A 23,252-nucleotide genomic window follows, 5' to 3' on the forward strand; every position below is an offset into this window, starting at 1 on the left:
CGTGGCAAGCACAATTCCCTCGGGTTGTGTAAATTTGCGCCTCGCGTTTTGCCGCTGGCCGTTAACGTCAACAACCCCGTACTGGACTTTTCATGCTCGCGTTAGTCCGAATCGCCCTGCGTCGGCCATACACCTTTGTGGTCCTGGCGATCGTCATCCTGATCATCGGGCCGCTTGCCGCAGTGCGCACACCGACCGATATTTTTCCCGATATCCGGATTCCGGTGATCAGCGTCGTCTGGCAATACACGGGTCTTCCGCCGGATCAGATGGTCGGTCGTATCACCTCGCCGTTCGAGCGCACGCTCACGACTACCGTCAATGACGTCGAGCACATCGAGGCCGAATCGATCAACGGCTTCGGCATCATCAAGATCTTCTTCCAGCCGGGCGTCAATATCAGTACGGCCAATGCGCAGGTCACCGCAGTCGCGCAAACGCAGCTCAAGCAGCTGCCGCCGTCGACCACGCCGCCGCTGATCCTGAACTACAACGCATCGACGGTGCCGATCATTCAGCTCGCGCTGTCCGGCAAGGGACTGTCCGAGCAGAATCTTGGCGACATCGGCCTCAACGGCCTGCGTCCGTTCCTGACCACCGTGGCCGGCGCGGCCATTCCCTATCCGTTCGGCGGCAAGACGCGTCAGGTCCAGATCGATATCGATCCGTCCGCATTGCAGGCGCGCGGGCTTTCGGCGCAGGACGTCGCGAATGCACTCTCGACGCAGAACCTGATCACGCCGGTCGGCACGCAGAAGATCGGCGACTTCGAATACGTGCTGCAGCTCAACAACGCACCGTCCGAAATCAAGGCGCTTGGCGATCTGCCGATCAAGGCTGTCAACGGCACGACGGTTTATATTCGCGACGTCGCTAACGTTCGCGATGGCGCACCGCCGCAAACCAATATCGTCCACGTGAACGGCAAGCGTTCGGTGCTGATGTCCGTACTCAAGAACGGCTCGGTGTCGACGCTGGGCATCATCTCGGGCATCAAGCAGAAGGTGGCCGATTCGAAGTCGTCGCTGCCCGACGCGCTGCAGGTCGACCCGATCGGTGACCAGTCGCTGTTCGTGCGTGCCGCGATCAGCGGCGTGGCGCGCGAAGGGATCATCGCGGCCGCGCTCACGAGCCTGATGATTCTGCTGTTCCTCGGTAGCTGGCGCTCGACGGTGATCATCGCGACGTCGATCCCGCTCGCGATTCTCGGCTCGATTGCCACCCTTGCCGCGCTTGGCGAGACGCTGAACATCATGACGCTCGGGGGCCTCGCCCTCGCGGTGGGGATTCTCGTCGACGATGCGACCGTGACGATCGAGAACATCAACTGGCACCTTGAGCACGGCAAAGAGGTCGAGACCGCGATTCTCGACGGCGCACAGCAGATCGTGACGCCAGCCTTCGTGTCGCTGCTTTGTATCTGTATCGTGTTCGTGCCGATGTTCTTCTTGAACGGCGTCGCACGCTTCCTGTTCGTGCCGATGGCCGAGGCCGTGATCTTCGCGATGATCTCGTCGTTCATCCTCTCGCGCACGCTCGTGCCAACGATGGCGAACTACCTGCTCAAGAAGCACAACCTCGAGGAAGACCACCACGCCAAGCCGGCCGGTCCGCTCGGCCGCTTCCAGCGCGGGTTCGAAGCGCGCTTCGAAAAGGTTCGCAGCGGTTATCACGGCGTGCTCGAACTGGCACTCAACCATCGCAAGCCGTTTGTGAGCTGTTTCCTGGGCTTCGTCGTGATCTCGTTCGTGCTCGTGCCGTTCCTGGGCCGAAACTTCTTCCCGTCGGTCGACTCGGGTCAGATCCTGATGCACGTGCGCGTGCCGACGGGCACCCGCGTCGAGAAGACCTCGCAGATCTTTGCAAACGTCGAATCGTCGATCCGCCAGATCATTCCGCCGGCCGATCTGCGCACGCTCGTCGACAACATCGGCCAGCCTGTGTCGGGTATCAATACGGCGTATAACAACACGGGCACGATCGGCTCGTTCGACGGCGATATCCAGATCGCACTCGGCGAAGACCATCGTCCGACCGCCGAATATGTACGCGAGATGCGCGAGAAACTCCCGCGCCTCTATCCGGGTGTCACATTCTCGTTTCCGCCGGCCGATATCATCAGTCAGATCCTGAACTTCGGTTCGCCCGCGCCGGTCGACCTGCAGATCCGCGGCAACAACCTGGTGGCGAACTTCGCTTACGCCGATACCTTGCTGCGTGAAATCCGCCGCGTGCCTGGCGTCGTCGACGCGCGTATCCAGCAGGAGCAAGGCAATCCGACGTTCAACGTCAATGTGGATCGCACGCGCGCCCAACTGCTCGGCATCAGCGAGCGTGACGTGACCAACACCATGGTCGTGAATCTGGCGGGCTCGAGTCAGGTGCAGCCGACGTACTGGCTGAACAACAAGAACGGGATCTCCTACCCGATCGTGCTGCAACAGCCGCAGTACAGCCTCGATTCGCTCGCAGCACTGCAGAACATGCCGCTTGGCACGGGCCCCAACTCGAGCGCGCAGATTCTCGGCGGTCTTGCCGACATCCAGCGCACATCGGGCAATGCCGTCGTGAGCCAGTACAACATCCAGCCGATGGTCGAGATCTTCGCGACCACGCAGGATCGCGATCTCGGCGCCGTCGCCTCGGATATCCAGCGCATCGTGAACGCGCACGCAAGCACGCTGCCCAAGGGTTCCAACGTCGCGCTCCTCGGTCAGGTTCAGACGATGAACAGCGCGTTTGCCGGGATGCTCTTCGGTCTGCTCGGCGCGGTGGTACTGATCTATCTGCTGATCGTCGTGAACTTCCAGTCGTGGGCCGATCCGTTCGTGATCGTGTCGGCACTTCCCGCCGCGCTCGCGGGCATCATCTGGATGCTGTTCGCCACGCATACGACGCTCTCGGTTCCGGCTTTGACGGGCGCGATCATGTGTATGGGGGTCGCGACGGCCAACTCGATTCTGGTGGTCAGCTTCTGCCGCGAGCGTCTCGCCGAACACGGCGATGCCATGAAGGCAGCGCTCGAAGCCGGTTATACGCGTTTCCGCCCCGTGCTGATGACGGCGCTCTCGATGATCATCGGTATGGCACCGATGGCGCTCGCCCTCGGCGAAGGCGGCGAACAGAACGCACCGCTTGGCCGCGCCGTGATCGGCGGTCTGATCTTCTCGACGACGGCGTCGCTGCTGCTCGTCCCCGTCATTTTCTGCATCGTTCACGCTCGCTCGGGTCACGCTCCTGCCCCGGGTGAAGCATCCGGTCCCAACGATCAAGGTCCGGCATCCGCTCCTCGAGGTCCTGCTCATGTCGTCTGATTCGCTTACTACTCCTCCGCTCCCGCGTGGCCGGCTCAAGCTGGTGATCGTCGTGGGCGTGATCGTCGCGCTCGCGGTCGTTGCAGCAGGCATTGCCGTGCGTGCTGTCGACGCCAAACACCTGCGGACCTGGACCGATGCGCAGGCCGTGCCGAGCGTCAACGTCATCGTGCCGATCCACGATTCCAAGGCGCCGGCGCTAAACCTGCCGGGCCGCATCGAAGCCTTCACGCGCGCGCCGATCTATGCCCGCGTCAATGGCTATCTGAAATCGTGGTCGGTCGACATCGGCTCCCCTGTGAAAGCGGGTCAGTTGCTCGGCGTGATCGAGACGCCTGAAATCGACCAGCAATTGCTGCAGGCGCGTGCCGACCTCGCAAGCTCCCTGGCCAACGCTCAGCTCGCCGCGACAACGGCGCATCGCTGGCAGGCAATGCTCGGATCGGACTCGGTGTCGAAGCAGGAAGTCGACGAACGCACGGGTGACCTCAACTCGAAGAACGCGCTCGTGCAGGCGGCTCAGGCCAACGTCGACCGACTGGTCGCGACCAAGGGCTTCGCACGCATCGTGGCGCCGTTCGACGGTGTGCTGACGGCACGGGATACCGACGTCGGCGCGCTGATCAATGCGGGCGGTACGGGTCAGGAGCTGTTTATCGTGTCCGACGTGCATCAGTTGCGCGTCTACGTTCAGCTGCCGCAGAACTACGCGCCGGCCGTGCACATCGGCACCGTGGCCACCCTGACGGTGCCCGAATACCCGAGCCAGAAGTTCAGCGGCAAGGTGATCGCGATGGCTGATGCCGTCAACGCCGCTTCAGGCACCACGCTTGTTCAGTTGCTGGTCGACAATCCGGGCAACAAGCTGCTGCCCGGTGCGTTTGCCAACGTGATCTTTTCGCTGCCGGTGCAACCCGACTCCCTGCGCGTGCCGGCAAGTGCGCTCGTGTTCGACGCTCGCGGCACCACCCTCGCCACGCTCGGTGAAGACAACAAGGTTCACTTCAAGAAGGTCACGATCAGCCGCGACTTTGGCGACACCGTCGAGATCGGCTCCGGCATTACCGCGAGCGACCGCGTGATCGATACGCCGCCGGACGGTTTGCTCGACGGCGACGCGGTCGAAATCGCGAACGGCGCGAAGAAGGCAGAAGCGCATGGCTAAGCCGGTATCGAATCGCTCACGCTACGCGATGCTGTCCGCGCGAACGGGCGCCGCGCTGGTCGCGACGCTCGCGTTCGCGGCCTGCTCGCTGGCACCGGACTACAAGGTGCCCGAAACACCGGTGGCCGCCAGCTACAAGACGACCGGACCGTGGACAGCCGCGCAGCCGGCCGACCAGTTGCGTCGCGACGGCTGGTGGAAGATCTACAACGACGCCCAGCTCGACGATCTCGAGCAACGCCTGATCGCCAACAATACGGACCTCGCCGCTGCGCTCTCGCACTACGCGCAGGCACTGGCCTTCGTACGTCAGACGTCGGCGGCCGAGTATCCGTCGCTGAGTGCGTCGTTCAATCCGCAGCGTGACCGCCAATCCGGGACGCGTCCGTTGCGCGTCGGTGGCCCCGACCAGTACAACACCGTCACGCTCGGCGGTGAGGTCGATTACGAAGTCGACCTCTGGGGTCGCGTTCGCGATTCCGTGGCTGCCAGCAAGGACGAGGCGATGGCCACCAAGGCCGATCTCGCGTCGGTCCAGCTGAGCCTCGAGGTGCAACTCGCCGATGACTATATGCGTCTTCGCGGGTTCGACCAGCAAACGCAGGTGCTGCGCCAGACGGTGGACGCCTTTGCGAAGGCCCTTGACCTGACGCAGCAGCTGCATGGCGGCGGCATTGTGTCAGGGCTCGATGTCTCGCGCGCCAAGACGCAGTTGTCGTCGGCAAAGTCCGACCTCTCGCAGAACCTCGCCCAGCGCGCGCTCGTCGAGCATGCGATCGCGGTGCTCGTCGGGACCTCGGCGTCTGAGTTTTCGATGACTGAAAACACGGCGTTGATCGGCCTGCCGGTGATCCCGGCCGGCGTGCCGTCGACGCTGCTGCAGCGGCGTCCCGACATCGCCGCGGCTGAGCGCCGTGTCGCCGAAGCCAACGAAAAGATCGGTGTTGCGCGCGCGGCGTACTTTCCGAAGATTGTGCTGAGCGCGCAAGGCGGCTTCCAGAGCGCCTTTTACGCGGGATTGCTGAGTTCGCCCAATACGTTCTGGGCGATCGGGCCGAATATCGCGCAGTACATCTTTGATGGCGGCCTGCGGCGTGCCCAGCTCGATTCGGCGAAGGCAGCCACCGACGAAGCAGGCGCGAAGTATCGTGGCGTCGTGCTCGGCGCGTTTCAGCAAGTCGAGGACAACCTGACGTTGATCAACGATCTCGGCACGGCGCTCGAGCAACAGCGTGATGCGGCCGATGCTGCACAGAACTCGGTCGATCTGGCTTTGAACCGCTATAAGGAAGGCGCGGTCGGCTACCTCGACGTCGTGCAGGCACAGACGGCCCTGCTCGATTCGCAACGCAGCGTCGTGGATATCCAGACTCGCCAGCTCAGCGCGAACGTCCAGCTCGTGCGTGCGCTTGGCGGCGGTTGGTCGACGGATGATCTGCAAAACACCGAGGCCATGCCGACGCTCGTGTCCAACGATGCAGGGAAAGCTGCGGGGAAGCAGGTTCAGTAAGAGAGTTTGGGGGTCGCGCCGATGTCCGCCAGGAAGACCGGCGTGAGCGCGACGCCCAGACCGCTGGCGTAACCGTGAGACCGGTGCATTCAAGTAAATGCTTCGATGCAGGTACCCCGATGTTGAAGCCTCACTGTCAGGCCCCCCTCGATCCAGATGCGCAACGTGATCAATATCATGCCGTTTCGTCTTGATTCACGGGCTGCCCGGCCGGCGGTTGAAATACCCCGCGGATACCTGGGCTATGATCGGCACTCCCGATAGCTCAATGCTTTGCTCGCCATGCTGACGCCTGAACAATTCTTCGGCTTTCTCGCCGCTGCCGTGCTGATCACCCTCTCGCCCGGCCCCGACAACCTGATGGTGCTCGGCATGGGCATGTCGCGCGGGCGCAGGCAGGGCATGGTGTTTGGCCTCGGATGCGCGCTCGGCTGTCTTTCGCATACGCTGCTCGCCACGCTCGGCGTCAGTGCCCTGATCGCGGCGTCGCCGATCGCTTTCACCGCGCTCAAAGTGATGGGCGGACTCTATTTGATCTGGCTTGGCATTCAGGCGCTTCGCAGCCGCGGCGGATCGCGCGCCAAGGCGGTCGAAGGCCCGGATCAGTCATTGATGCGGCTGTTCGCCAAGGGCTTGTTCGCCAATGCAATCAATCCGAAGGTCGTGCTGTTCTTTCTGTCGTTCCTGCCGCAGTTCGTCGTGCCTGCACATGGGCACGTCGCATGGCAGACGGCCGCGCTCGGCGTGACGTTCACCGCGCAAGCCGCCGTGCTGTTCGGCCTGCTCGGCTATTTCTCGGGACATATCGGCCAGTGGCTTCAGAAAAGTGAGCGTGCGAGTGCGTGGCTCGACCGCGTGGCCGGTACTGTCTTCGTGGCGCTCGGTTTGCGGCTGATCATCGCGCGCTAAGCGGATGGATCCGGACCGCGTCCTTGCCGAGTCCCGAACAGAACCTCATCGAGGTCTGAGCGCGAGCTGATCGCAGCTCAGGCAACGCCTACACGAATCCCAGGCAGATCGACTGATCGAAGCCTGGCACTCAATCCATGGAGGAAGGACGGTGATGCGATTTCTCGTAGTGGGCGCGGGCGCGCTCGGTGGTTACTTCGGTGGGCGACTGCTCGATGCGGGCCAGGACGTCACGTTCCTGCTTCGCGAACGGCGCGCTGCGCAACTTGCCGAAACAGGCCTTCGCATCCGCAGTCCGCTCGGCGACCTCCACATTCCGTCGCCACCGCATCTGCTCAGCGCGCAGATTGAAGCGCCGTTCGATGTCGTAATCGTGGGTTGCAAGGCCTACGACCTCGATTCGACGATGGAATCCTTCGCTGCGGCCGTCGGCCCCGACACCGTCATCCTGCCGTTGCTGAACGGCATGGCCCATATCGATCGGCTCAAAGCACGATTCGGCGCGCAACACGTCCTGGGTGGCTTGTGCATGATCTCGGCCACGCTCGACGATGCGGGCACCGTGCTTCATCTCAACGATTTGCACGGCCTGTCGTACGGCGAACTCGACGGTTCGCGCTCGCCGCGCATCGACGCGATCGAAGCCGCCTTTTCGACCGCGCATTTCACGGGCAAGGCGACGTCCCACATCGTTCACGAGATGTGGGAGAAGTGGGTCTTTATCGCGACCGCGGCGGGCATCACGAGCCTGATGCGCAGCACGGTCGGCGACTATATCGCCGCTGGCGCCGGCGACCTCGCTTTACAACTGCTCGACGAATGTGCAGCCGTCGCGACAGCCAATGGATTCGAGCCGCGCGCCGCCGCGCTTGAACGCTCTCACGCCATCCTGACCCAGCCCGCGTCGCCGATCAGCGCTTCGATGGCCAAGGATATCGAGCGCGGCGCACGTATCGAAGCGGATCAATTAATCGGCGATCTGCTCGCGAGAGCGCCCGCCGCCGACTCCGGCAAGCGATTGACGATGCTGCGCGTCGTTCAGGCGCATCTTGCCAGTTACGAAGCGCGCCGCTCGCGCGAACTGGTCTGAACCGACGCTACTACAGCCACATATACATACAAATCACATATTTGTATCGCGGTTCCGTTGCGCACATCAATCATCATTCAATACTTTAAGTTAATCAAACATCTCATTGATTGTAATCAGTATTTATTATCGACAATAACCTGAGACGTTACTTTAACGTCAAGTTCTCCCAAACAATCCCGGGTTGATGATTGCGACTTTGTATGTACAATCTCGACAACCCAACTTTGTCACGACCCGGGATCTGCAATGAATGCTTCCACCTCGCACCTGACCCTCGAACCCGGCAGCGTTACGCTCGACCAGTTACGCCGCATCCTTGAGGGCGGGGTGACATTCGAGATCGCCCCCGGCGCGTTGTCCGAAGCCGCTGCATCGCAGAGCGTGGTCGATGCCGTCATGTCGCGTGGCGAGACGGTCTACGGAATCAACACAGGCTTCGGACGACTGGCATCGACGACGATTCCGGCGGACAAGCTGGCACAGCTTCAGCAAAACCTCGTGCTGTCGCACAGCGTCGGCACAGGCGCCCTGCTCTCGGACGATGTCGTCCGCGTGGTCATGGCGCTCAAAGCCATCAGCCTCGCACGCGGCTATTCGGGTATTCGCGTCGAAGTAATCGAAGCCATCACGCGACTGGCCAATGCCGGCGTCTATCCGTGCATCCCGTCCAAGGGATCGGTCGGCGCGTCGGGCGACCTCGCACCGCTCGCCCACCTCGCCTGCACTTTGCTTGGCGTCGGCGAAGTCCGGATCGACGGACAAATCGTGCCGGCGACGACCGGCCTCGAACGCGCCGGCCTCAAGACGTTCGCCCTCGGCCCCAAGGAAGGTCTGGCCTTGCTCAACGGCACGCAGGTGTCGACGGCCCTGGGTCTCGCCGGCCTGTTTGGCGCGGAGCACGTGTTCAGCGCCGCCGTCATGGCTGGCGCACTGTCGACCGAAGCGATCATGGGTTCAGCCGTGCCGTTCGATGCGCGGATCCATCGCGCGCGCGGCCAGCAAGGCCAGATCGATGTCGCCAACGTCTATCTCTCACTGATCTCGGGAAGCGCGATTCTCGCTTCGCACAAGGATTGCGGCCGCGTGCAGGATCCCTACTCGATTCGCTGCCAGCCCCAGGTGATGGGCGCCGTGCTCGACCAGATGCGCTACGCCGCACGCGTGCTGCAGATCGAATCGAACGCCGCGTCGGACAATCCGCTCGTGTTCGCCGAGGAAGGCGAAGTGCTGTCGGGCGGCAATTTCCACGCCGAACCGGTCGCTTTCGCCTCGGACGCGCTTGCGGTCGCGATTTCGGAAATCGGCGCCATTTCGGAGCGTCGTATCGCCCTGCTGCTCGATTCGCACCTGAGCGGTCTGCCGCCCTTCCTCGTCAGCGATGGCGGCCTGAACTCCGGCTTCATGATCGCGCAGGTCACGGCGGCGGCATTGGCATCGGAGAACAAGACGCTCGCGCATCCGGCCAGCGTCGACAGTCTGCCGACGTCGGCGAACCAGGAAGATCACGTGTCGATGGCCACGTTCGCGGGTCGCCGGCTCGGCGATATGCTCGACAACACGGCCGGTGTTGTCGCCGTTGAAGCGTTGTCCGCGGCTCAGGGCGTGGATTTCCGCCGCCCGCTGCGCTCGAGCGACCCGATCGAACGCATCCATGACGATATCCGCGCCCGCGTTCCGTTCTACGAGTCGGACCGCTATTTCGCACCGGATATCGCTGCGATCAAGCGCTGGGTGCATGAGGCGACGCTGCCGGCAGCGCATCAAGGCATCTTGCCGAGCCATACAGTCTGAGTCATCACTGACCGCTGCGCCGAGGACACGCGACGATGAAACGCTCGCTCTACACAGGCCGGGACTTCCGGCGCACACGCAATATCGAAGAGCTTCGGCTTGTTGCGAAGCGCTGGTTGCCCAACTTTGTGTTCGAGTACGTCGATAGTGGCGCCGAAGACGAAGCAACGCTGCGCGCGAATCGCGACATCTTCGATGCATGGAGGCTCGTCCCGTCCGCGCTCGTCGATGTGACGCAGCGCGATACGTCCGCCACGCTGCTCGGCCGCAAAGCCGCCTTCCCGTTCGTGATCGCTCCCACGGGCTACAACGGCATGCAGCGTCGCGACGCCGATATTTCGCTTGCGCGCGCGGCGGCCCAAAGCGGCATCCCGTTCACGTTGAGCACTGTATCGAACTGCACGATCGAGGATGTCGTCGCCGGTGGGCAGGCTCGCACTTGGATGCAGCTCTACATGCTGCGCGAACGCGCGGTCACGCGAAACCTGCTCGATCGTGCGCGCGATGCAGGCTGCGACACCCTCGTACTGACCGTCGACGCGGTCTACTACGGCAATCGCGAATGGGACCGGCGCAGTTACGTGCGCGAGATGCAGCTGAACTTGCGCAACAAGCTCGACGTGCTTGCGCATCCGCGATGGGTCGCGAACGTCCTGATCCCCAACGGCGTTCCCGCCTTCGCAAACATCGCTCGCTATCTGCCCGAGGGCGAACGACGCGCATCGAACGGCGCTGTCTATATCGCCAAGCAAATGGAGACGGCGCTCGACTGGGACTCGGTCCGCTGGGTGCGCGAACAATGGCAAGGCAAGCTCGTCATCAAGGGCATTCTGAACGTCGACGACGCGCGTGAAGCGATTCGCGTCGGCGCCGACGGCATCGTGGTGACCAATCACGGCGGGCGGCAGCTCGACTCGACCGTGACGTCGCTTGAGGTCCTGCCCGAGATCGCCGATGCCTGCCGCAACCGGCTCACGATCCTGATCGATGGGGGCTTCCGGCGCGGCACGGATATCGTCAAGGCACTGTGTCTTGGCGCCGATGCGGTGATGCTCGGCCGCGCGACCCTGTATGGCGTCGCCGCCGGCGGGTTTGAAGGCGCCGCACATGCGCTGACGATTCTCGCAAGCGAAGTCGACCGCACGTTGGGTCACCTCGGCTGCCCTTCGGTATCAGCGCTGTCAGCAAAGTATCTTCGTCCGGCCCCGTATGGGCGCCTCGGCGAATCGTCGCCACGTGCCGATGCGTACGGCACTCCAACGTATCGCCAGCGGGCCGCCACACATGCTTCTGAATAACAAAGACAAGCCTGTCCCGCTCTACGACCAGGTCAAGCGATACATCACCGACCGCATGGAACGCGGGGAATGGTCGTCGGGCACGCGTCTGCCGACCGAGCAGGAACTCGTCAATGAACTTGGCGTATCGCGCATGACCGTGCATCGCGCGCTGCGCGAGCTATCGGCTCAGGGAATTTTGCGGCGTGTACAAGGCGTCGGCACATTTATCTCGACGCCTGTGCCAAGCACAGAGCTGCTCGAGATTCGCGACATTGCTGAAGACATTCATTCGCGCGGGCATCGTCACCATGCGAAGGTCGTCAAGCTTGAAGCCGTTCGAGCGAGCCTCGATATGGCAACCACTTTCGATCTGCGCCCGGGCACAAAGATTTTCCGGTCGCTGGTCGTGCATTACGAAAACGATATGCCGATCCAGCTCGAAGACCGGTATGTGACGCCTTCATTCGCGCCGGACTACCTGGAACAGGATTTCAGCACCCAGACGACCACGCACTATCTGCGGGCGATTCACCCGGCCACCGAACTCGAGCATCTCGTGTTTGCCGTGACGCCCGATGTCGAAACGCAGCGTCTGCTCGAAATCGACGAACGCGAGCCCTGCCTGCTCGTCGTCCGCCGTACGTGGATCGACTCGGCCCCGGCAACAAAGACATTGCTGACCTGCCCCGGATCCCGCTTCAGCCTCGGTAGTCGCAGGAAGCTATAGGCGATGATGCCGGCCGTAGATCAGACTGGGACGGCCTCGGCCAATACAACGACTCGAACTTTTTCAGGCAGGGCTTTCGGCGTCACTACGTCGACCTTCACATTGAGCAAGCCGCGAAGCTCATGGCGAATAGCGCCGAGATCGAGCAATGTAGTTTCCGGAGTCGGGTCGACAAGCAGGTCCCAGTCGCTCGTCTCAGTGTCGGTGCCGCGGGCAACTGAGCCAAACACTCGAACGTTTGTTGCACGATGAATCTCGACGATGCGTCGGATATCTTCCCGGTGAATCTGAACGGCGATGGATGGCTTCACGGCTGTTGAATCGCCAGCCTTTTTGACTGGATCACATATCGAACAGCCGCCAATGTGCGTGCAAAGGGCAATGTGGTCAAGCAAATGCCCCAGGCTCCAGACATTGGCAGCACGCCTTCGCCAACTTAGTGATCCTGCGACATCCCCTTCAAAGCCGCTTCACCCGCGTCGCGAGCGGCAGCGGATGTGGCAAAGCTGTCGTCCGACAGCAAGACGCGACGGACGTCGTTTTCCTGAGTATCGAGCAGCGTGATCGCCCACAGGTAGCTGCCGGCGTGTTCGGCCGTGTGAACCGACGCGCGAACTTTGCCCGAAGCACTGGATGCGTGTTTGTGCGATGACATGTCTATCTCTCCTATGAGTGGCCTGAAGCCAGTGTCTCGAACGCAAGACGTGTTCCTTTTCGCCCGAGCAATACGGATTCACATCGAAATCACCGCTTCCGAGAAAATCATTGGCCGCAGCAACCCGCGCGGGTCAGGTTTTTTCTTATGCACTCATGGAGTGCCACCCGATTCGACATTCGATTGGCAAAAAGTACACGTCGACGCCTCGATACAGCAATTCCGCCCCTGGATGCAGCGGGATGCGGCGGCAAACGCCTGCTACATCGCCGCTTCCGCACCGCACCAATCATTACTGTTCGGCTAACGAATCGGCAACGGGCGGCATTGAACGCCTGTTCAAGGCTACCTAGACTGGCTTCACGATTTCAGCACGAGGCCACCATGGAGATGCAATCCCTTCCGTCTAACCGATGGGCCACGCGTCGCGCGGAGAAAGCACGGCGCCTGGCGAGTGTCGCCGGCATTACTGACGGCGCCGTCATTCCGACCGAGCGCATGGTCGAAGTGTTCGAGAAGCTGCTGACCCCGGGCGACAAGGTCGCGCTCGAAGGTAACAATCAGAAGCAGGCTGACTTTCTGTCGCGCGAGCTCGCCAAGGTCGATCCGGCACGCGTGAACAACCTGCATATGATCATCCCGGCGGTCAGCCGTGCCGAGCACCTGGATCTGTTCGAACGCGGTATCGCCCACAAGCTCGACTTCGCCTTTGCCGGCGCACAGAGCCTGCGCATTTCGCAGTTCCTCGCCGACGGCAGCCTCGAGATCGGCGCGATCCACACCTATATCGAGCTTTACGCCCGGCTCTATGTCGACCTGACGCCGAACATGGTGCTCGTCGCCGGCTACAAAGCCGACCGTCAGGGCAACCTCTACACCGGGCCCAGCACGGAAGACACGCCCGCGCTCGTCGAAGCGGCCGCGTTCCGTGATGGCATCGTCATCGCTCAGGTGAACGAGATCGTCGACGATCCGAAAGACCTGCCCCGCGTCGACGTTCCGGGCTCGTGGATCGACTTCGTCGTACAGTCGGACAAGCCGTTCTTTATCGAGCCGCTGTTCACACGCGACCCGCGGCTGATCAAGCCCATTCATGTGCTGATGGCGATGCTTGCGATTCGCGGCGTCTACGAAAAGCACAGCGTCCAGTCACTGAACCACGGTATCGGCTTTAATACGGCGGCGATCGAACTGATCCTGCCTACCTATGGCGAGAAGCTCGGCCTCAAGGGCAAGATCTGCAAAAACTGGACGCTGAACCCGCATCCGACCTTGATCCCCGCGATCGAATCGGGCTGGGTCGAGAGCGTGCACAGCTTCGGCGGCGAGCTCGGCATGGAAAAGTACGTGGCTGCGCGCCCCGATGTGTTCTTCACGGGCCGTGACGGTTCAATGCGTTCGAACCGTGCGTTGTGCCAGCTGGCAGGCCAGTACGCCGTCGACATGTTTATCGGCTCGACGCTGCAGATGGATGGCCTCGGCAATTCGTCGACCGTCACGCACGGGCGCCTGACCGGCTTTGGCGGCGCACCGAACATGGGCCACGATCCTCACGGACGCCGCCATGCGACGCCGGCCTGGCTCGATCTGCTGCAGACAGACGACCCGCTCGAGCGCGGTCGCAAGCTCGTCGTCCAGATGGTCGAGACGTTCCAGTCGGGTACGCAGCCGACGATCGTTGAATCGCTCGATGCCGTCGAGGTCGGCAAGACCGCGGGCATGCCGCTCGCCCCCGTGATGATCTACGGTGACGACGTCACGCACGTGCTGACTGAAGAAGGCATCGCGTATCTGTACAAGGCGCGCTCGCTCGAAGAGCGCAAGAAGATGATCGCGGCAGTCGCAGGCGTCACGCCGATCGGCCTGCGCAGCACGGCCGAAGAACGTGCGCAATTGCGCCGCGACGGTCTCGTCGCATTGCCCGAAGATCTTGGCATTCACCCGACCGAAGCGGACCGTTCGCTGCTCGCCGCGAAAAGCATGGCCGAACTCGTCGCGTGGTCCGATGGTCTGTACGAACCGCCCGCACGTTTCAGGAGCTGGTGATGACGGATTTCCGTAACCGTAGCGGTTGCACATCGTGCACTGAGTCGTCTGAAGCCGGGACGAACAGCGACTGCACCGAAGGCGCTACCGATCGTCGCACGCAGCACGACATGCCGTTCGCGTCCCACGATGTGCCGTCGCGACGCGTCTTCGCGCAAAGCACGCCGGCGCGGGACACTGTCGTGGCGAAGCACCTCGGCGAACGCGTCGTCGCTTCGCTGATCGATGAAGTCACGCTGACGCCCAAGCCAGGCCTCGTCGATATTCGCGGCAAGGGTGCGCACACGGATCTGGGCTGGGCGCTGATGTGTACCTCGGCCGTTGCGCTGCAGCCCGCGTTCGTCGCGATGGCGCGGGCCGGTCTGTCGGTCCTCGACGATCAGGCGCTGCGCGAATCGATCGGTGCGATCGGACGTGAAGCCGAAGCCGTGATGTTCGAGGCGACGGAGGGCGTCAACACCCACCGCGGCGCAATCTGGGCGATGGGCCTGCTCGTCACAGCCGCGGCGCAGGATCTCGACCATCTCTCGGCCGGGCACGTTGCGGCACGCGCGGGTGCACTCGCCCGTCTGCAAGACAGCCACGCACCTGCCGCAACCGGCAACAAGGGTGAGCAAGCCTGCCGCGAATATCAAGTCGGCGGCGCACGGGGTCAGGCTCAGGCCGCGTTTCCGCACATCACTGGCATCGCCCTGCCCGAGCTGCGTCGCTCGCGTGACGCCGGCGAAACCGAAACCGCGGCACGCCTCAATGCGCTGCTCGCGATCATGGCGAGCCTCGACGACACCTGCGTGCTCGCACGCGGCGGCATCGATGCTTTGCGCGAATTGCAGGACGGCGCGCGCCAGACGCTCGAGCTCGGCGGCGCGGGCTCGCTCGAAGGCCGTCGGGCGCTTAAGTCACTCGACCGGCGTCTGCTTGAGCTGAACGTATCACCGGGCGGCGCGGCCGATCTGCTGGCCGCGACGTTGTTCCTCGACGGTCTCGACACGCTGCACGCCGAACACGCATTCTCGGAGAAGCACTAATGGAAACCCTTGCACTCGATTTTCCGGCCGCTCGCGCGGTCAAGGGCCGCGCCCTCGCAGGCGTGGTCGCCTCGGGCGATCTCGAGGTGCTCGTCGAAGCGAGCGCCGATGGACGCACGAACGTCAATGTCACGACGTCGGTCGACGGCATGGGCCATCTGTGGAAGGCCGTGCTCGAACGCATGCTTGCCGATGGCTCGCGGCCAGCCGTCAAACTCGAGATCAATGATTTCGGGGCCACGCCGGGGGTCGTGCAGATGCGCATCCTGCAGGCGTTCGAAGCGCTCGAACAAGGTCACGCTTAAAGCCCCCCATAAGGACACGATCATGGATACCCAAGTCCTTCTTGAACGCGAGAGCTTTATCGAAATGAGCGCGCGTGCGCGCGCGATCAGGCTCCTCGACAAAGGCACGTTTCGCGAACTCATCGATCCGTTCGAGCGCGTGACGTCGCCCTGGCTCAAGCGTCAGGGCATCGTCACGCAGGCCGACGACGGCGTCGTCGTCGCCAAAGGCACGATCGACGGTCAGCCGGCCGTCGTGCTCGGCATCGACGGTGCCTTCCAGGGCGGCAGCATGGGCGAAGTCTCCGCGGCGAAGATCGCAGGCAGCCTCGAACTCGCCGCTGAAGACAACCGCAACGGCATTCCGACACGCGCAGTCATCCTGTTCGAAACGGGTGGCGTGCGTTTGCAGGAGGCCAACCTCGGCCTTGCGGCGATCGCCGAGATTCAGGCGGCCATCGTCGACTTGCGCCGCTATCAACCCGTGATCGGCATCACCGCGGGTCCGATCGGATGCTATGGCGGCATGTCGATTGCCGCCGGCGTATGCAGTTATCTGATCATCACGCGCGAGGCGCGCCTGAGCCTCAATGGCCCGCAGGTCATCGAACAGGAAGCGGGCGTCGCTGAGTTCGATTCGCGCGATCGCGCGCTGATCTGGGGTCTGACGGGTGGCATTCAACGGGCTGCCACGCATCTCGCCGACGTGTTCGTTGACGATGACGTCAAGGAAATCCGCGAAAAAGTCGTCGAGACCTTCCGAAAAGGACGCCCCACGCACTGCCGCAGCGAGCAGGTCGACGGCTTTCTTGATCGCCTGAGCGAAGTGCACGCGAGTCGCCCGGCGACGGCGGCACAGGTGGAAACCATCTATGGCAAGGGGTTCGAATCATGAATCAACCCATTCTCTCGAAGCGCGGCGCCGTGTGGCTCGATGCACTGACGCGTAGTGCACCGCTCGTGCCGGGTTTTGTGGCATCGGTCCGCGTCGTCGACTCGACGCTCGCCGGTGAACCCGCACGCTATATCGCGGTGGTGCCCGATCCCGACAATCCGTTTCCGCGTGCACGCAGCGGCGAGGTCGGCTTGATCGAAGGCTGGCAGCTTGCGCGCGCGGTCCGCCAGGTTGTCGAAGCGGATGCCGACAAACCCGTCAAGCGCCCGATCGTCGCGATCGTCGACGTCACGAGTCAGGCATACGGTCGCAACGAGGAAGCCTATGGCATCCACCAGGCACTCGCCGCGTCGGCCGATGCCTATGCGACGGCGCGACTCGAAGGCCATCCGGTGATCTCGCTGATCGTCGGCAAGGCCATGTCGGGGGCGTTCCTTGCCCACGGGTATCAGGCCAACCGGGTCATTGCGCTCGCCGACCCGCAGGTGCTTGTACATGCGATGGGCAAGGAGTCGGCCGCACGCGTCACGATGCGCACGGTCGCCGCACTCGAAGCGTTCGCGGCCAATGTGCCGCCGATGGCCTACGACATTCAGAGTTTCGCGTCGCTCGGCCTGCTCTGGAAACTGCTCGATGTCGGCGCGCCTGACGCTCCGTCGCAGGCAGACCAGGACATCGTCGAACGCACGCTTGCCGATGCGCTCGACGATATCCGCAAGGATCCGTCACGCGGCATCGAAAATCGGCTGAACGGCGCGCATCGTTCCGCGTCGCGCGAAGTGCGTGAAAGACTGCGCGCCGAATGGCACCGCGCCTGAACGAAGGGAGAGATTGGATCCGGCTGAGACGCAGACCCTCGACAATGGCAAAGACCCTGACGGTCTGCGCATGACATTCGAATTGCCGCGGAAACCGTTTCCGCGGTGGATACGATTAAAGACGGCAGCGCCCGCCGCCGTTTTGATAACTAGATGAACTTTATTGGAGACAACCATGATCATCTACGGGACTGCTTTACTCGCGTTCTGCCATTTGATGGGCCTGCTGCTCGGTGAATTGCTGGGCATCGCCATCGGAGCGAAGACCAACGTCGGCGGTGTCGGTATCGCCATGTTGCTGCTGATCGTGTTGAAGATTTTCCTGCAGAAGCGCGACCTGATGCCCAAGGAAACAGAAGCGGGCGTGGGGTTCTGGGGCGCGATGTATATCCCCGTGGTGGTTGCCATGGCGGCCAACCAGAACGTCGTGGCGGCCATCAAGGGCGGCCCCGTCGCCATCCTCTCGGCCATCATCGCCGCTGCTGTCTGTGCCGTTTGCATCGCCGTGCTGGTGCGTACCGGACGTGACAACACTTCATTTGAAGCCGGCACCGAACGTCTGGCCGACGCCTGACGCGACGCATCGTCACTGAGGAGACAAGCGATGTTTCAGATCATTGAAAAGATCATGGTGCAAAACAGCCTCGTGTCGGCGTTCGCGCTCGTCGGGCTGATCACCTGGGTGTCGGTCGTGCTGTCGAAGCGACTGACGTTCGGCCGCGTGCACGCGTCGGCCATTGCCGTGCTGCTCGGTCTTGTGCTCGCATATGTGGGCGGCATTGCCACGGGCGGCAAGAACGGGCTGGCCGATATCAAGCTCTTTACGGGCGTGGGCCTGATGGGCGGCGCGATGTTGCGGGACTTCGCGATCGTCGCGACAGCGTTTGAAGTGCGTGCGACTGAAGCCCGCAAGGCCGGATTGATTGGTGCGCTGTCGCTGCTGCTCGGCACCCTGCTGCCGTTTATCGTCGGTGCGTCGATTGCGCGGGCATTCGGCTACACCGATGCCGTCAGCATGACGACGATCGGCGCGGGTGCGGTCACCTATATCGTCGGGCCGGTGACCGGTGCGGCGATCGGCGCAAGCTCCGACGTGATTGCGCTGAGCATCGCAACGGGGCTGATCAAGGCGATCATCGTCATGGTCGGCACACCGATCGCAGCGAACTTCATGGGCCTCAAGACACCGCGTTCGGCGATGATCTTCGGCGGGCTTGCCGGCACGGTGAGCGGCGTCAGCGCCGGACTTGCCGCGACCGACCGTCGTCTCGTGCCCTATGGCGCGCTGATCGCGACGTTCCACACAGGGGTCGGCTGCCTGCTCGGACCGTCGTTGCTGTTCTTCGCCACGCGCGCTATCGTCGGCGCGTAAGCGCCTGCGTGTGATACGGGAGTCGAATGGGCCGCCTTAAGCGTGGCTCACTTCGACGACGATCTTGCCCGCGGTCTTGCCGGCCTCGACGACTGCATGCGCCTCGGCCACCGTATCGAGCGTGAATGTACGCGGGTCGAGCAGCGGCTTGATCTGTCCGGCTTCGACCAGGCGCGTAACTTCACGCAGGATCTCGCCGTGATGCGCGCGGTGCTTGCCGGTCAGCAACGGCAGGAGCGTAAAGACACCCGAGTACGTCGCGCCGCGGAACGACAACGGCGCCAGCTTGTGTTCACCCCAGCCGAGGCAGCTCAGCACGTGGCCTTCGTAGACGCGGGCCGCCTGGAATGACGCATCGAGCGTCGCGCCACCGACCGTGTCGTAGACGATATCGAAGCCCTCGCCGTCCGTGAGCTCCGTCACATAGTCCTCGACAGCGTGCTTGCGATAGTCGATCGGCGTCGCGCCCAGGCTGCGCGCGAGTTCGAGATGCGGTTCGGACACGGTCGCATAGACCGTCGCGCCATGCGCGCGGGCGATCTGGACCGCGATGTGACCGACGCCGCCTGTACCGCCCTGAATCAGCACCGTCTGACCCGCGTGGACCTTCGCCCGATCAACAAGGCCTTCCCATGCGGTGATCGCGATCAACGGCAGCGCCGCAGCTTCTCGCATGCTGAGATTGCGGGGCTTGTGTGCAAGCAGCCGCGCATCGACCGCGGCGTATTCGGCCAGCGATCCTTGCACGCCAGCCACGCCGCCGGTCATGCCGTAGACTTCATCGCCCGGTTTGAATGCCGTGACGCTTGCGCCGACGGCTTCGACGACGCCCGCAAGATCGAGCCCCAGCACAGCGGGAAACGGATGACGCGCGTGCCCGCCCTTTCCGGCGCGGATCTTGGTGTCGAGGGGATTCACGCCGCTCGCCATAACGCGCACGAGCACTTCGCCTGCCGCGGGTACGGGCACGTCGCGTTCTACACGGACAAACGGTCCATTCGCTTCATTGACTGCCAGAACCTGCATGGTGGTCGGGGTGGCGCTCATGATGGGTCGATCCTCTTAGACGTCGATTGGGTGGACACGTACCGCTGCGGTCAGGCATCGATCACGTGTTGCATTGACGTCATTGTCGGATTGCAGGTGCCGTGCGCAAATCCAAGTTAATGCACGCCCTCCATGCATATCTGCATGAGGGTGCAAATCCGCGGTCGGTTGCACCGCAAACGGCACCACGTTTCCCCAGGAACTCGGCAGGTCCCGACCCGACGATCGCTGCCGACCGTCGCTGGACGTTAGTCGATATGAAGCGTGTCATGCGGTTCGCCGAGCATGCGGACCGTCAGGTCGAGCAGTGCGCGCAAGCGCGCCAACCTTCGCATATCACGGTGATAGCCCATCCAGACGTCGCGCCCGGGCGGTGCCTCGCCGAGATCGACGCGCACAAGCCCTGGCGTCGCGTCGCCAAGCGACGTCGGCAAGACGGCAAGTCCGGCGCCTGCCGCACACATGCGTGCCTGCGCTCCACGATTGTTACTCCCATAGACGACGCGCGCACGCGGCAACATCCGTCGCAGCCAGACGACGTCGGGCAGATGACGGAATGCATCGTCCATCGTGACCAGCGCAAAGCCCTCGCCGTCACCCGCTTCCGGCAACGCCGAGCCGTCGGCCGTATAAAGCGCGTACGACATGTGCAGGAGCTTGCGTTGCGCGATATCGGGTTCTTCGAACGGGCGGATCCGGAACACAAGGTCGGCTTCGCGACGTGCCAGGTTCAGCAGCCGCGCTTCGGTGACGAGATCGATCGTGACCTTCGGATGCTCGCGCAGAAACGCCGCAAACACGGGCGTGAGCCGATGCTCGCCGAACCAGTCCGACGACGACACGCGAATCGTGCCTTCGAGCTCGGCTTCGCCACCTGCGATCTGCCGCTCGAGGCCCAGCACCTCTTCTTCGATCCGCTCGGCGCGATGCAACAATGCGGCGCCTTCGTCGGTCAGGACAAAACCGTCGTTCGTCCGCTGGAACAGCACCTGCCCGACAGCCTCTTCAAACGCACGAAGACGCCGCCCCATGGTCGGCTGTGTCTGCCCGGCCACACGCGCCGCGCCGCCAAGGGTGCCGGCACGCGCAACGGCGAGAAATACGCGAATGTCGTCCCAATCCATTGTGCTGATGTCCCTGCGGGCTTCTTGTTGGGCCGTCACGGCTCGAAAGGCAATTGCTGCTGAACCGGCTGCGGCATTTCGCCGAATTCACCCTTGAGCGTCAACGCACTCATACGCACGCCGATAAGCCGGATCCGCTGGTCGAGCTTGACACGTTTAAGGCATTCCGTCGCAGCGCGCCGGATCTCGACGGGATCGTCTGTCGCGACCGGCAGCGTAAGGTCGCGCGTCACCGTGTGGAAGTCGGAAAAGCGAAGCTTGATGCCGATCGTCTGGCCGACATAGCCTTTGCGCTGGAGATCGTCGGACACGCGCGAGCACAGCCCGGTAAAGATCGACGACAGCGCGGCCCGGTCGTGGCGAGCATGCATATCGCGCTCGAACGTCGTTTCACGACTCATCGATTTGGGCGTCGATTCGACGACGACCGGCCGGTCGTCGATCCCCTGAGACACCTCGGCGAGCCACGCGGAATAGCTGCGCCCGAAATGATCCTGCAGCAAGCCGAGATCGGCCGCTGCCAGTTCACCGACCGTCTTGATACCGAGCGCCGCGAGTCGCTCGTTCGCCTTGGGTCCGATGCCATTGACCTTGCGGACAGCAAGCGGCCAGACGCGCAGCGCGATGTCTTCGGGATTCAGGATCGTCAGGCCGTCCGGTTTGTCGAGCTCGGAACCGATCTTGGCCAGCAGCTTGTTCGGCGCAACGCAGATCGAGCACGTGAGCCCGGTCGCGGTATTGACGGCCTGCTTGATGGCCGCCGCCACGCTGCGTGCTTCGCCTTCGACGTCCGTCAGGTCGATATAGATTTCGTCGATGCCGCGGTCTTCGACCCGATCGGTGAAGGTTCTGACGGCCGCCTTGAACAGCCGCGAGTAGTGCCGGTACGACTCGAAGTCGGTCGGCAAGAGGACTGCGTCGGGCGCAAGCTGGGCGGCCTTCATCATGCCCATGGCGGAAAACACGCCAAGCGCGCGCGCTTCATACGTCGATGTGGTGACGACGCCGCGCCCCGCGTAGTCACGCAGGCGTGCGAAGCGCCGGGTGCCGTCGGCCAGCGTTTCCGGCGCGGCATTGCGCCCGCCCCCGATCACGACCGCTTGCCCGCGCAGCTCCGGATAGCGCAACAACTCGACGGACGCGTAGAACGCGTCCATGTCGAGATGGGCGATACGGCGGGCACCAGCGGTCATGCAATCTCCGGAATCGGGAACGCCGGCGTTGCGCCAGCATCGATTCCGGGATTTTAAAGTGTGCAGCGACTCCAATGCGCCCGAACGTGCGGGAATGAGCCCGAACGGGGCTCAGCGTCCTTGCCCGGGGCTCGGTCAGGCCCATCGGATCTGAACGGCGTTGCAGCATGAAGGACACACACCCCGTGATATTTCCTGCTTCCGGTGTCCTGCGTGCTGCCTGCTTGCGGCTTGCAGCAACCTGGTCTCATGCGGCCCGTCGCAACCTGCCTCGACGTCCTTCAGTCTGCCTCATGCATGCGCGGCCAGCGGCATCCCGATCGCTTCGAGCACTTCCCCAAGGCTCTCGACGACGGTGATATCCGGTGCGGCCTGACGCGTGTGCTCCGACGGACGCAGCAGGAAGCCGTGCGTCGCAATCCGCAGCATCGCGATATCGTTATGCGCGTCGCCAACGGCCAATACTTCGACCTTGTCGCCGACGAGGCGCTGAACGATATCTTCCTTGCCCTTGCGCTCGGCAAACGCGCACTCGACGATAAACCCGTCGCTGTCGGTCACGAGGCGATGGCACAGCGCAACCGGGTTACCAAGGCGAACCAGCGCGTCCTGCGCGAGTTCGAAGAAGCAGTCCGACAGCACGCGCACATGCCACGTATCGCCGATGCGCTCGAGAAAATCCACCGCATCCGGCAACGGATCCAGTGCGGCGACGATCGCCTGAACATCCCGCAGTTTGAGCCGGTGCGCACGCAGTGCGGAGATACGCCGGCGCATCAGCCAGCGATAGTCGGGTTCGTCACGCGTCGTCAGCGCGAGCGCCTCGATGCCCGTCTGGCGCGCAAGGTGCGGCCAGAGCTCAGGCATCAGGACGCCCTCGAGGTCGATACAGGCGACTTTCATTGTCGAATCGTTCATGGCGTGCTCCTTGTTCATGACTTCATCACTTCATGACCGTTGCATTGAGCAGCGGCGGCGCGGTGACGCGCCGCCCGCTTCCC

General features: G+C 63.1%; 21 protein-coding genes. 15 read left to right on the top strand and 6 right to left on the bottom strand.

Annotated features, from left to right (window positions below; all coding sequences use genetic code 11):
* The first annotated feature begins 92 nt into the window (after positions 1-92).
* The 8 genes from ACMFWR_RS21035 to hutC all read left to right on the top strand — a co-directional run bounded on the left by ACMFWR_RS21035 (position 93) and on the right by hutC (position 11,789).
* On the top strand, positions 93-3,314 hold the full coding sequence (locus tag ACMFWR_RS21035; protein ID WP_413196626.1) for an efflux RND transporter permease subunit: 3,222 nt from the start codon (positions 93-95) through the stop codon (positions 3,312-3,314).
* A complete protein-coding gene (locus tag ACMFWR_RS21040) occupies positions 3,304-4,479 on the top strand; it encodes an efflux RND transporter periplasmic adaptor subunit (protein ID WP_413196627.1) in 1,176 nt (391 codons plus the stop codon). Before ACMFWR_RS21035 ends, ACMFWR_RS21040 begins: the two co-directional genes overlap by 11 nt.
* A 28-nt stretch (positions 4,480-4,507) precedes the next feature.
* Positions 4,508-5,989, top strand: coding sequence for an efflux transporter outer membrane subunit (locus ACMFWR_RS21045; protein WP_413197310.1), 1,482 nt, complete (start codon positions 4,508-4,510; stop codon positions 5,987-5,989).
* 282 nt (positions 5,990-6,271) lie between these two features.
* Positions 6,272-6,898: a LysE family translocator gene (locus ACMFWR_RS21050; RefSeq protein WP_413196628.1), complete on the top strand. Its 627-nt coding sequence runs from the start codon at positions 6,272-6,274 to the stop codon at positions 6,896-6,898.
* Positions 6,899-7,052: 154 nt separating this feature from the next.
* On the top strand, positions 7,053-7,988 hold the full coding sequence (gene panE, locus ACMFWR_RS21055) for a 2-dehydropantoate 2-reductase (RefSeq protein ID WP_413196629.1): 936 nt from the start codon (positions 7,053-7,055) through the stop codon (positions 7,986-7,988).
* Positions 7,989-8,237: 249 nt separating this feature from the next.
* Positions 8,238-9,782 carry a histidine ammonia-lyase gene (hutH, locus tag ACMFWR_RS21060; protein ID WP_413196630.1) on the top strand — a complete coding sequence of 515 codons (1,545 nt, stop codon included), beginning with the start codon at positions 8,238-8,240 and terminating at the stop codon, positions 9,780-9,782.
* A gap of 35 nt (positions 9,783-9,817) precedes the next feature.
* Positions 9,818-11,080 carry an alpha-hydroxy acid oxidase gene (locus ACMFWR_RS21065; RefSeq protein WP_413196631.1) on the top strand — a complete coding sequence of 421 codons (1,263 nt, stop codon included), beginning with the start codon at positions 9,818-9,820 and terminating at the stop codon, positions 11,078-11,080.
* Entirely contained in the window at positions 11,067-11,789 is a 723-nt protein-coding gene (hutC, locus tag ACMFWR_RS21070; protein ID WP_413196632.1) for a histidine utilization repressor, read from the top strand. The genes ACMFWR_RS21065 and hutC overlap by 14 nt, the downstream gene beginning before the upstream one ends.
* A 20-nt stretch (positions 11,790-11,809) precedes the next feature.
* On the opposite strand, the gene ACMFWR_RS21075 is transcribed toward hutC, so the two are convergent.
* Together ACMFWR_RS21075 and ACMFWR_RS21080 are read right to left on the bottom strand one after the other, a co-directional pair.
* Positions 11,810-12,184 carry a nucleotidyltransferase family protein gene (locus ACMFWR_RS21075; protein WP_413196633.1) on the bottom strand — a complete coding sequence of 125 codons (375 nt, stop codon included), beginning with the start codon at positions 12,182-12,184 and terminating at the stop codon, positions 11,810-11,812.
* A 41-nt stretch (positions 12,185-12,225) separates the two neighbouring features.
* Positions 12,226-12,444, bottom strand: a complete 219-nt coding sequence (locus tag ACMFWR_RS21080) for a hypothetical protein (RefSeq protein ID WP_413196634.1) — start codon at positions 12,442-12,444, stop codon at positions 12,226-12,228.
* A gap of 390 nt (positions 12,445-12,834) precedes the next feature.
* Between ACMFWR_RS21080 and mdcA the strand changes: the two genes are divergently transcribed.
* The 7 genes from mdcA to madM all read left to right on the top strand — a co-directional run bounded on the left by mdcA (position 12,835) and on the right by madM (position 18,887).
* A complete protein-coding gene (mdcA, locus tag ACMFWR_RS21085; RefSeq protein ID WP_413197311.1) occupies positions 12,835-14,490 on the top strand; it encodes a malonate decarboxylase subunit alpha in 1,656 nt (551 codons plus the stop codon).
* A gap of 110 nt (positions 14,491-14,600) precedes the next feature.
* A complete protein-coding gene (locus ACMFWR_RS21090) occupies positions 14,601-15,518 on the top strand; it encodes a triphosphoribosyl-dephospho-CoA synthase (RefSeq protein WP_413196635.1) in 918 nt (305 codons plus the stop codon).
* On the top strand, positions 15,518-15,823 hold the full coding sequence (locus ACMFWR_RS21095; RefSeq protein WP_413196636.1) for a malonate decarboxylase subunit delta: 306 nt from the start codon (positions 15,518-15,520) through the stop codon (positions 15,821-15,823). The genes ACMFWR_RS21090 and ACMFWR_RS21095 overlap by 1 nt, the downstream gene beginning before the upstream one ends.
* 22 nt (positions 15,824-15,845) lie before the next feature.
* The gene (locus ACMFWR_RS21100; RefSeq protein WP_413196637.1) at positions 15,846-16,697 is read left to right on the top strand and encodes a biotin-independent malonate decarboxylase subunit beta; all 852 of its coding nucleotides are present in this window, start codon (positions 15,846-15,848) and stop codon (positions 16,695-16,697) included.
* Positions 16,694-17,515, top strand: a complete 822-nt coding sequence (mdcE, locus tag ACMFWR_RS21105) for a biotin-independent malonate decarboxylase subunit gamma (protein WP_413196638.1) — start codon at positions 16,694-16,696, stop codon at positions 17,513-17,515. Before ACMFWR_RS21100 ends, mdcE begins: the two co-directional genes overlap by 4 nt.
* 175 nt (positions 17,516-17,690) lie before the next feature.
* Positions 17,691-18,089 carry a malonate transporter subunit MadL gene (gene madL / locus ACMFWR_RS21110; protein WP_413196639.1) on the top strand — a complete coding sequence of 133 codons (399 nt, stop codon included), beginning with the start codon at positions 17,691-17,693 and terminating at the stop codon, positions 18,087-18,089.
* Between the two features lie 30 nt (positions 18,090-18,119).
* Entirely contained in the window at positions 18,120-18,887 is a 768-nt protein-coding gene (madM, locus tag ACMFWR_RS21115; RefSeq protein WP_413196640.1) for a malonate transporter subunit MadM, read from the top strand.
* Positions 18,888-18,923: 36 nt separating this feature from the next.
* Here madM and ACMFWR_RS21120 read toward each other — a convergent pair whose 3' ends face one another.
* The 4 genes from ACMFWR_RS21120 to thrH form a co-directional block, all read right to left on the bottom strand.
* Positions 18,924-19,934 (bottom strand): zinc-dependent alcohol dehydrogenase family protein, encoded by a 1,011-nt coding sequence (locus ACMFWR_RS21120; RefSeq protein ID WP_413196641.1) that lies wholly within the window; start codon positions 19,932-19,934, stop codon positions 18,924-18,926.
* A gap of 248 nt (positions 19,935-20,182) precedes the next feature.
* Complete coding sequence (locus ACMFWR_RS21125; protein WP_413196642.1) at positions 20,183-21,058, bottom strand: LysR family transcriptional regulator; 876 nt, start codon at positions 21,056-21,058, stop codon at positions 20,183-20,185.
* 35 nt (positions 21,059-21,093) lie between these two features.
* Complete coding sequence (gene dinB, locus ACMFWR_RS21130) at positions 21,094-22,251, bottom strand: DNA polymerase IV (protein WP_413196643.1); 1,158 nt, start codon at positions 22,249-22,251, stop codon at positions 21,094-21,096.
* 291 nt (positions 22,252-22,542) lie between these two features.
* Positions 22,543-23,169: a bifunctional phosphoserine phosphatase/homoserine phosphotransferase ThrH gene (thrH, locus tag ACMFWR_RS21135; RefSeq protein ID WP_413196644.1), complete on the bottom strand. Its 627-nt coding sequence runs from the start codon at positions 23,167-23,169 to the stop codon at positions 22,543-22,545.
* Positions 23,170-23,252 lie beyond the last annotated feature (83 nt).

The organism is Pararobbsia alpina (assembly GCF_965118125.1).
Taxonomy (GTDB): domain Bacteria; phylum Pseudomonadota; class Gammaproteobacteria; order Burkholderiales; family Burkholderiaceae; genus Pararobbsia; species Pararobbsia alpina_A.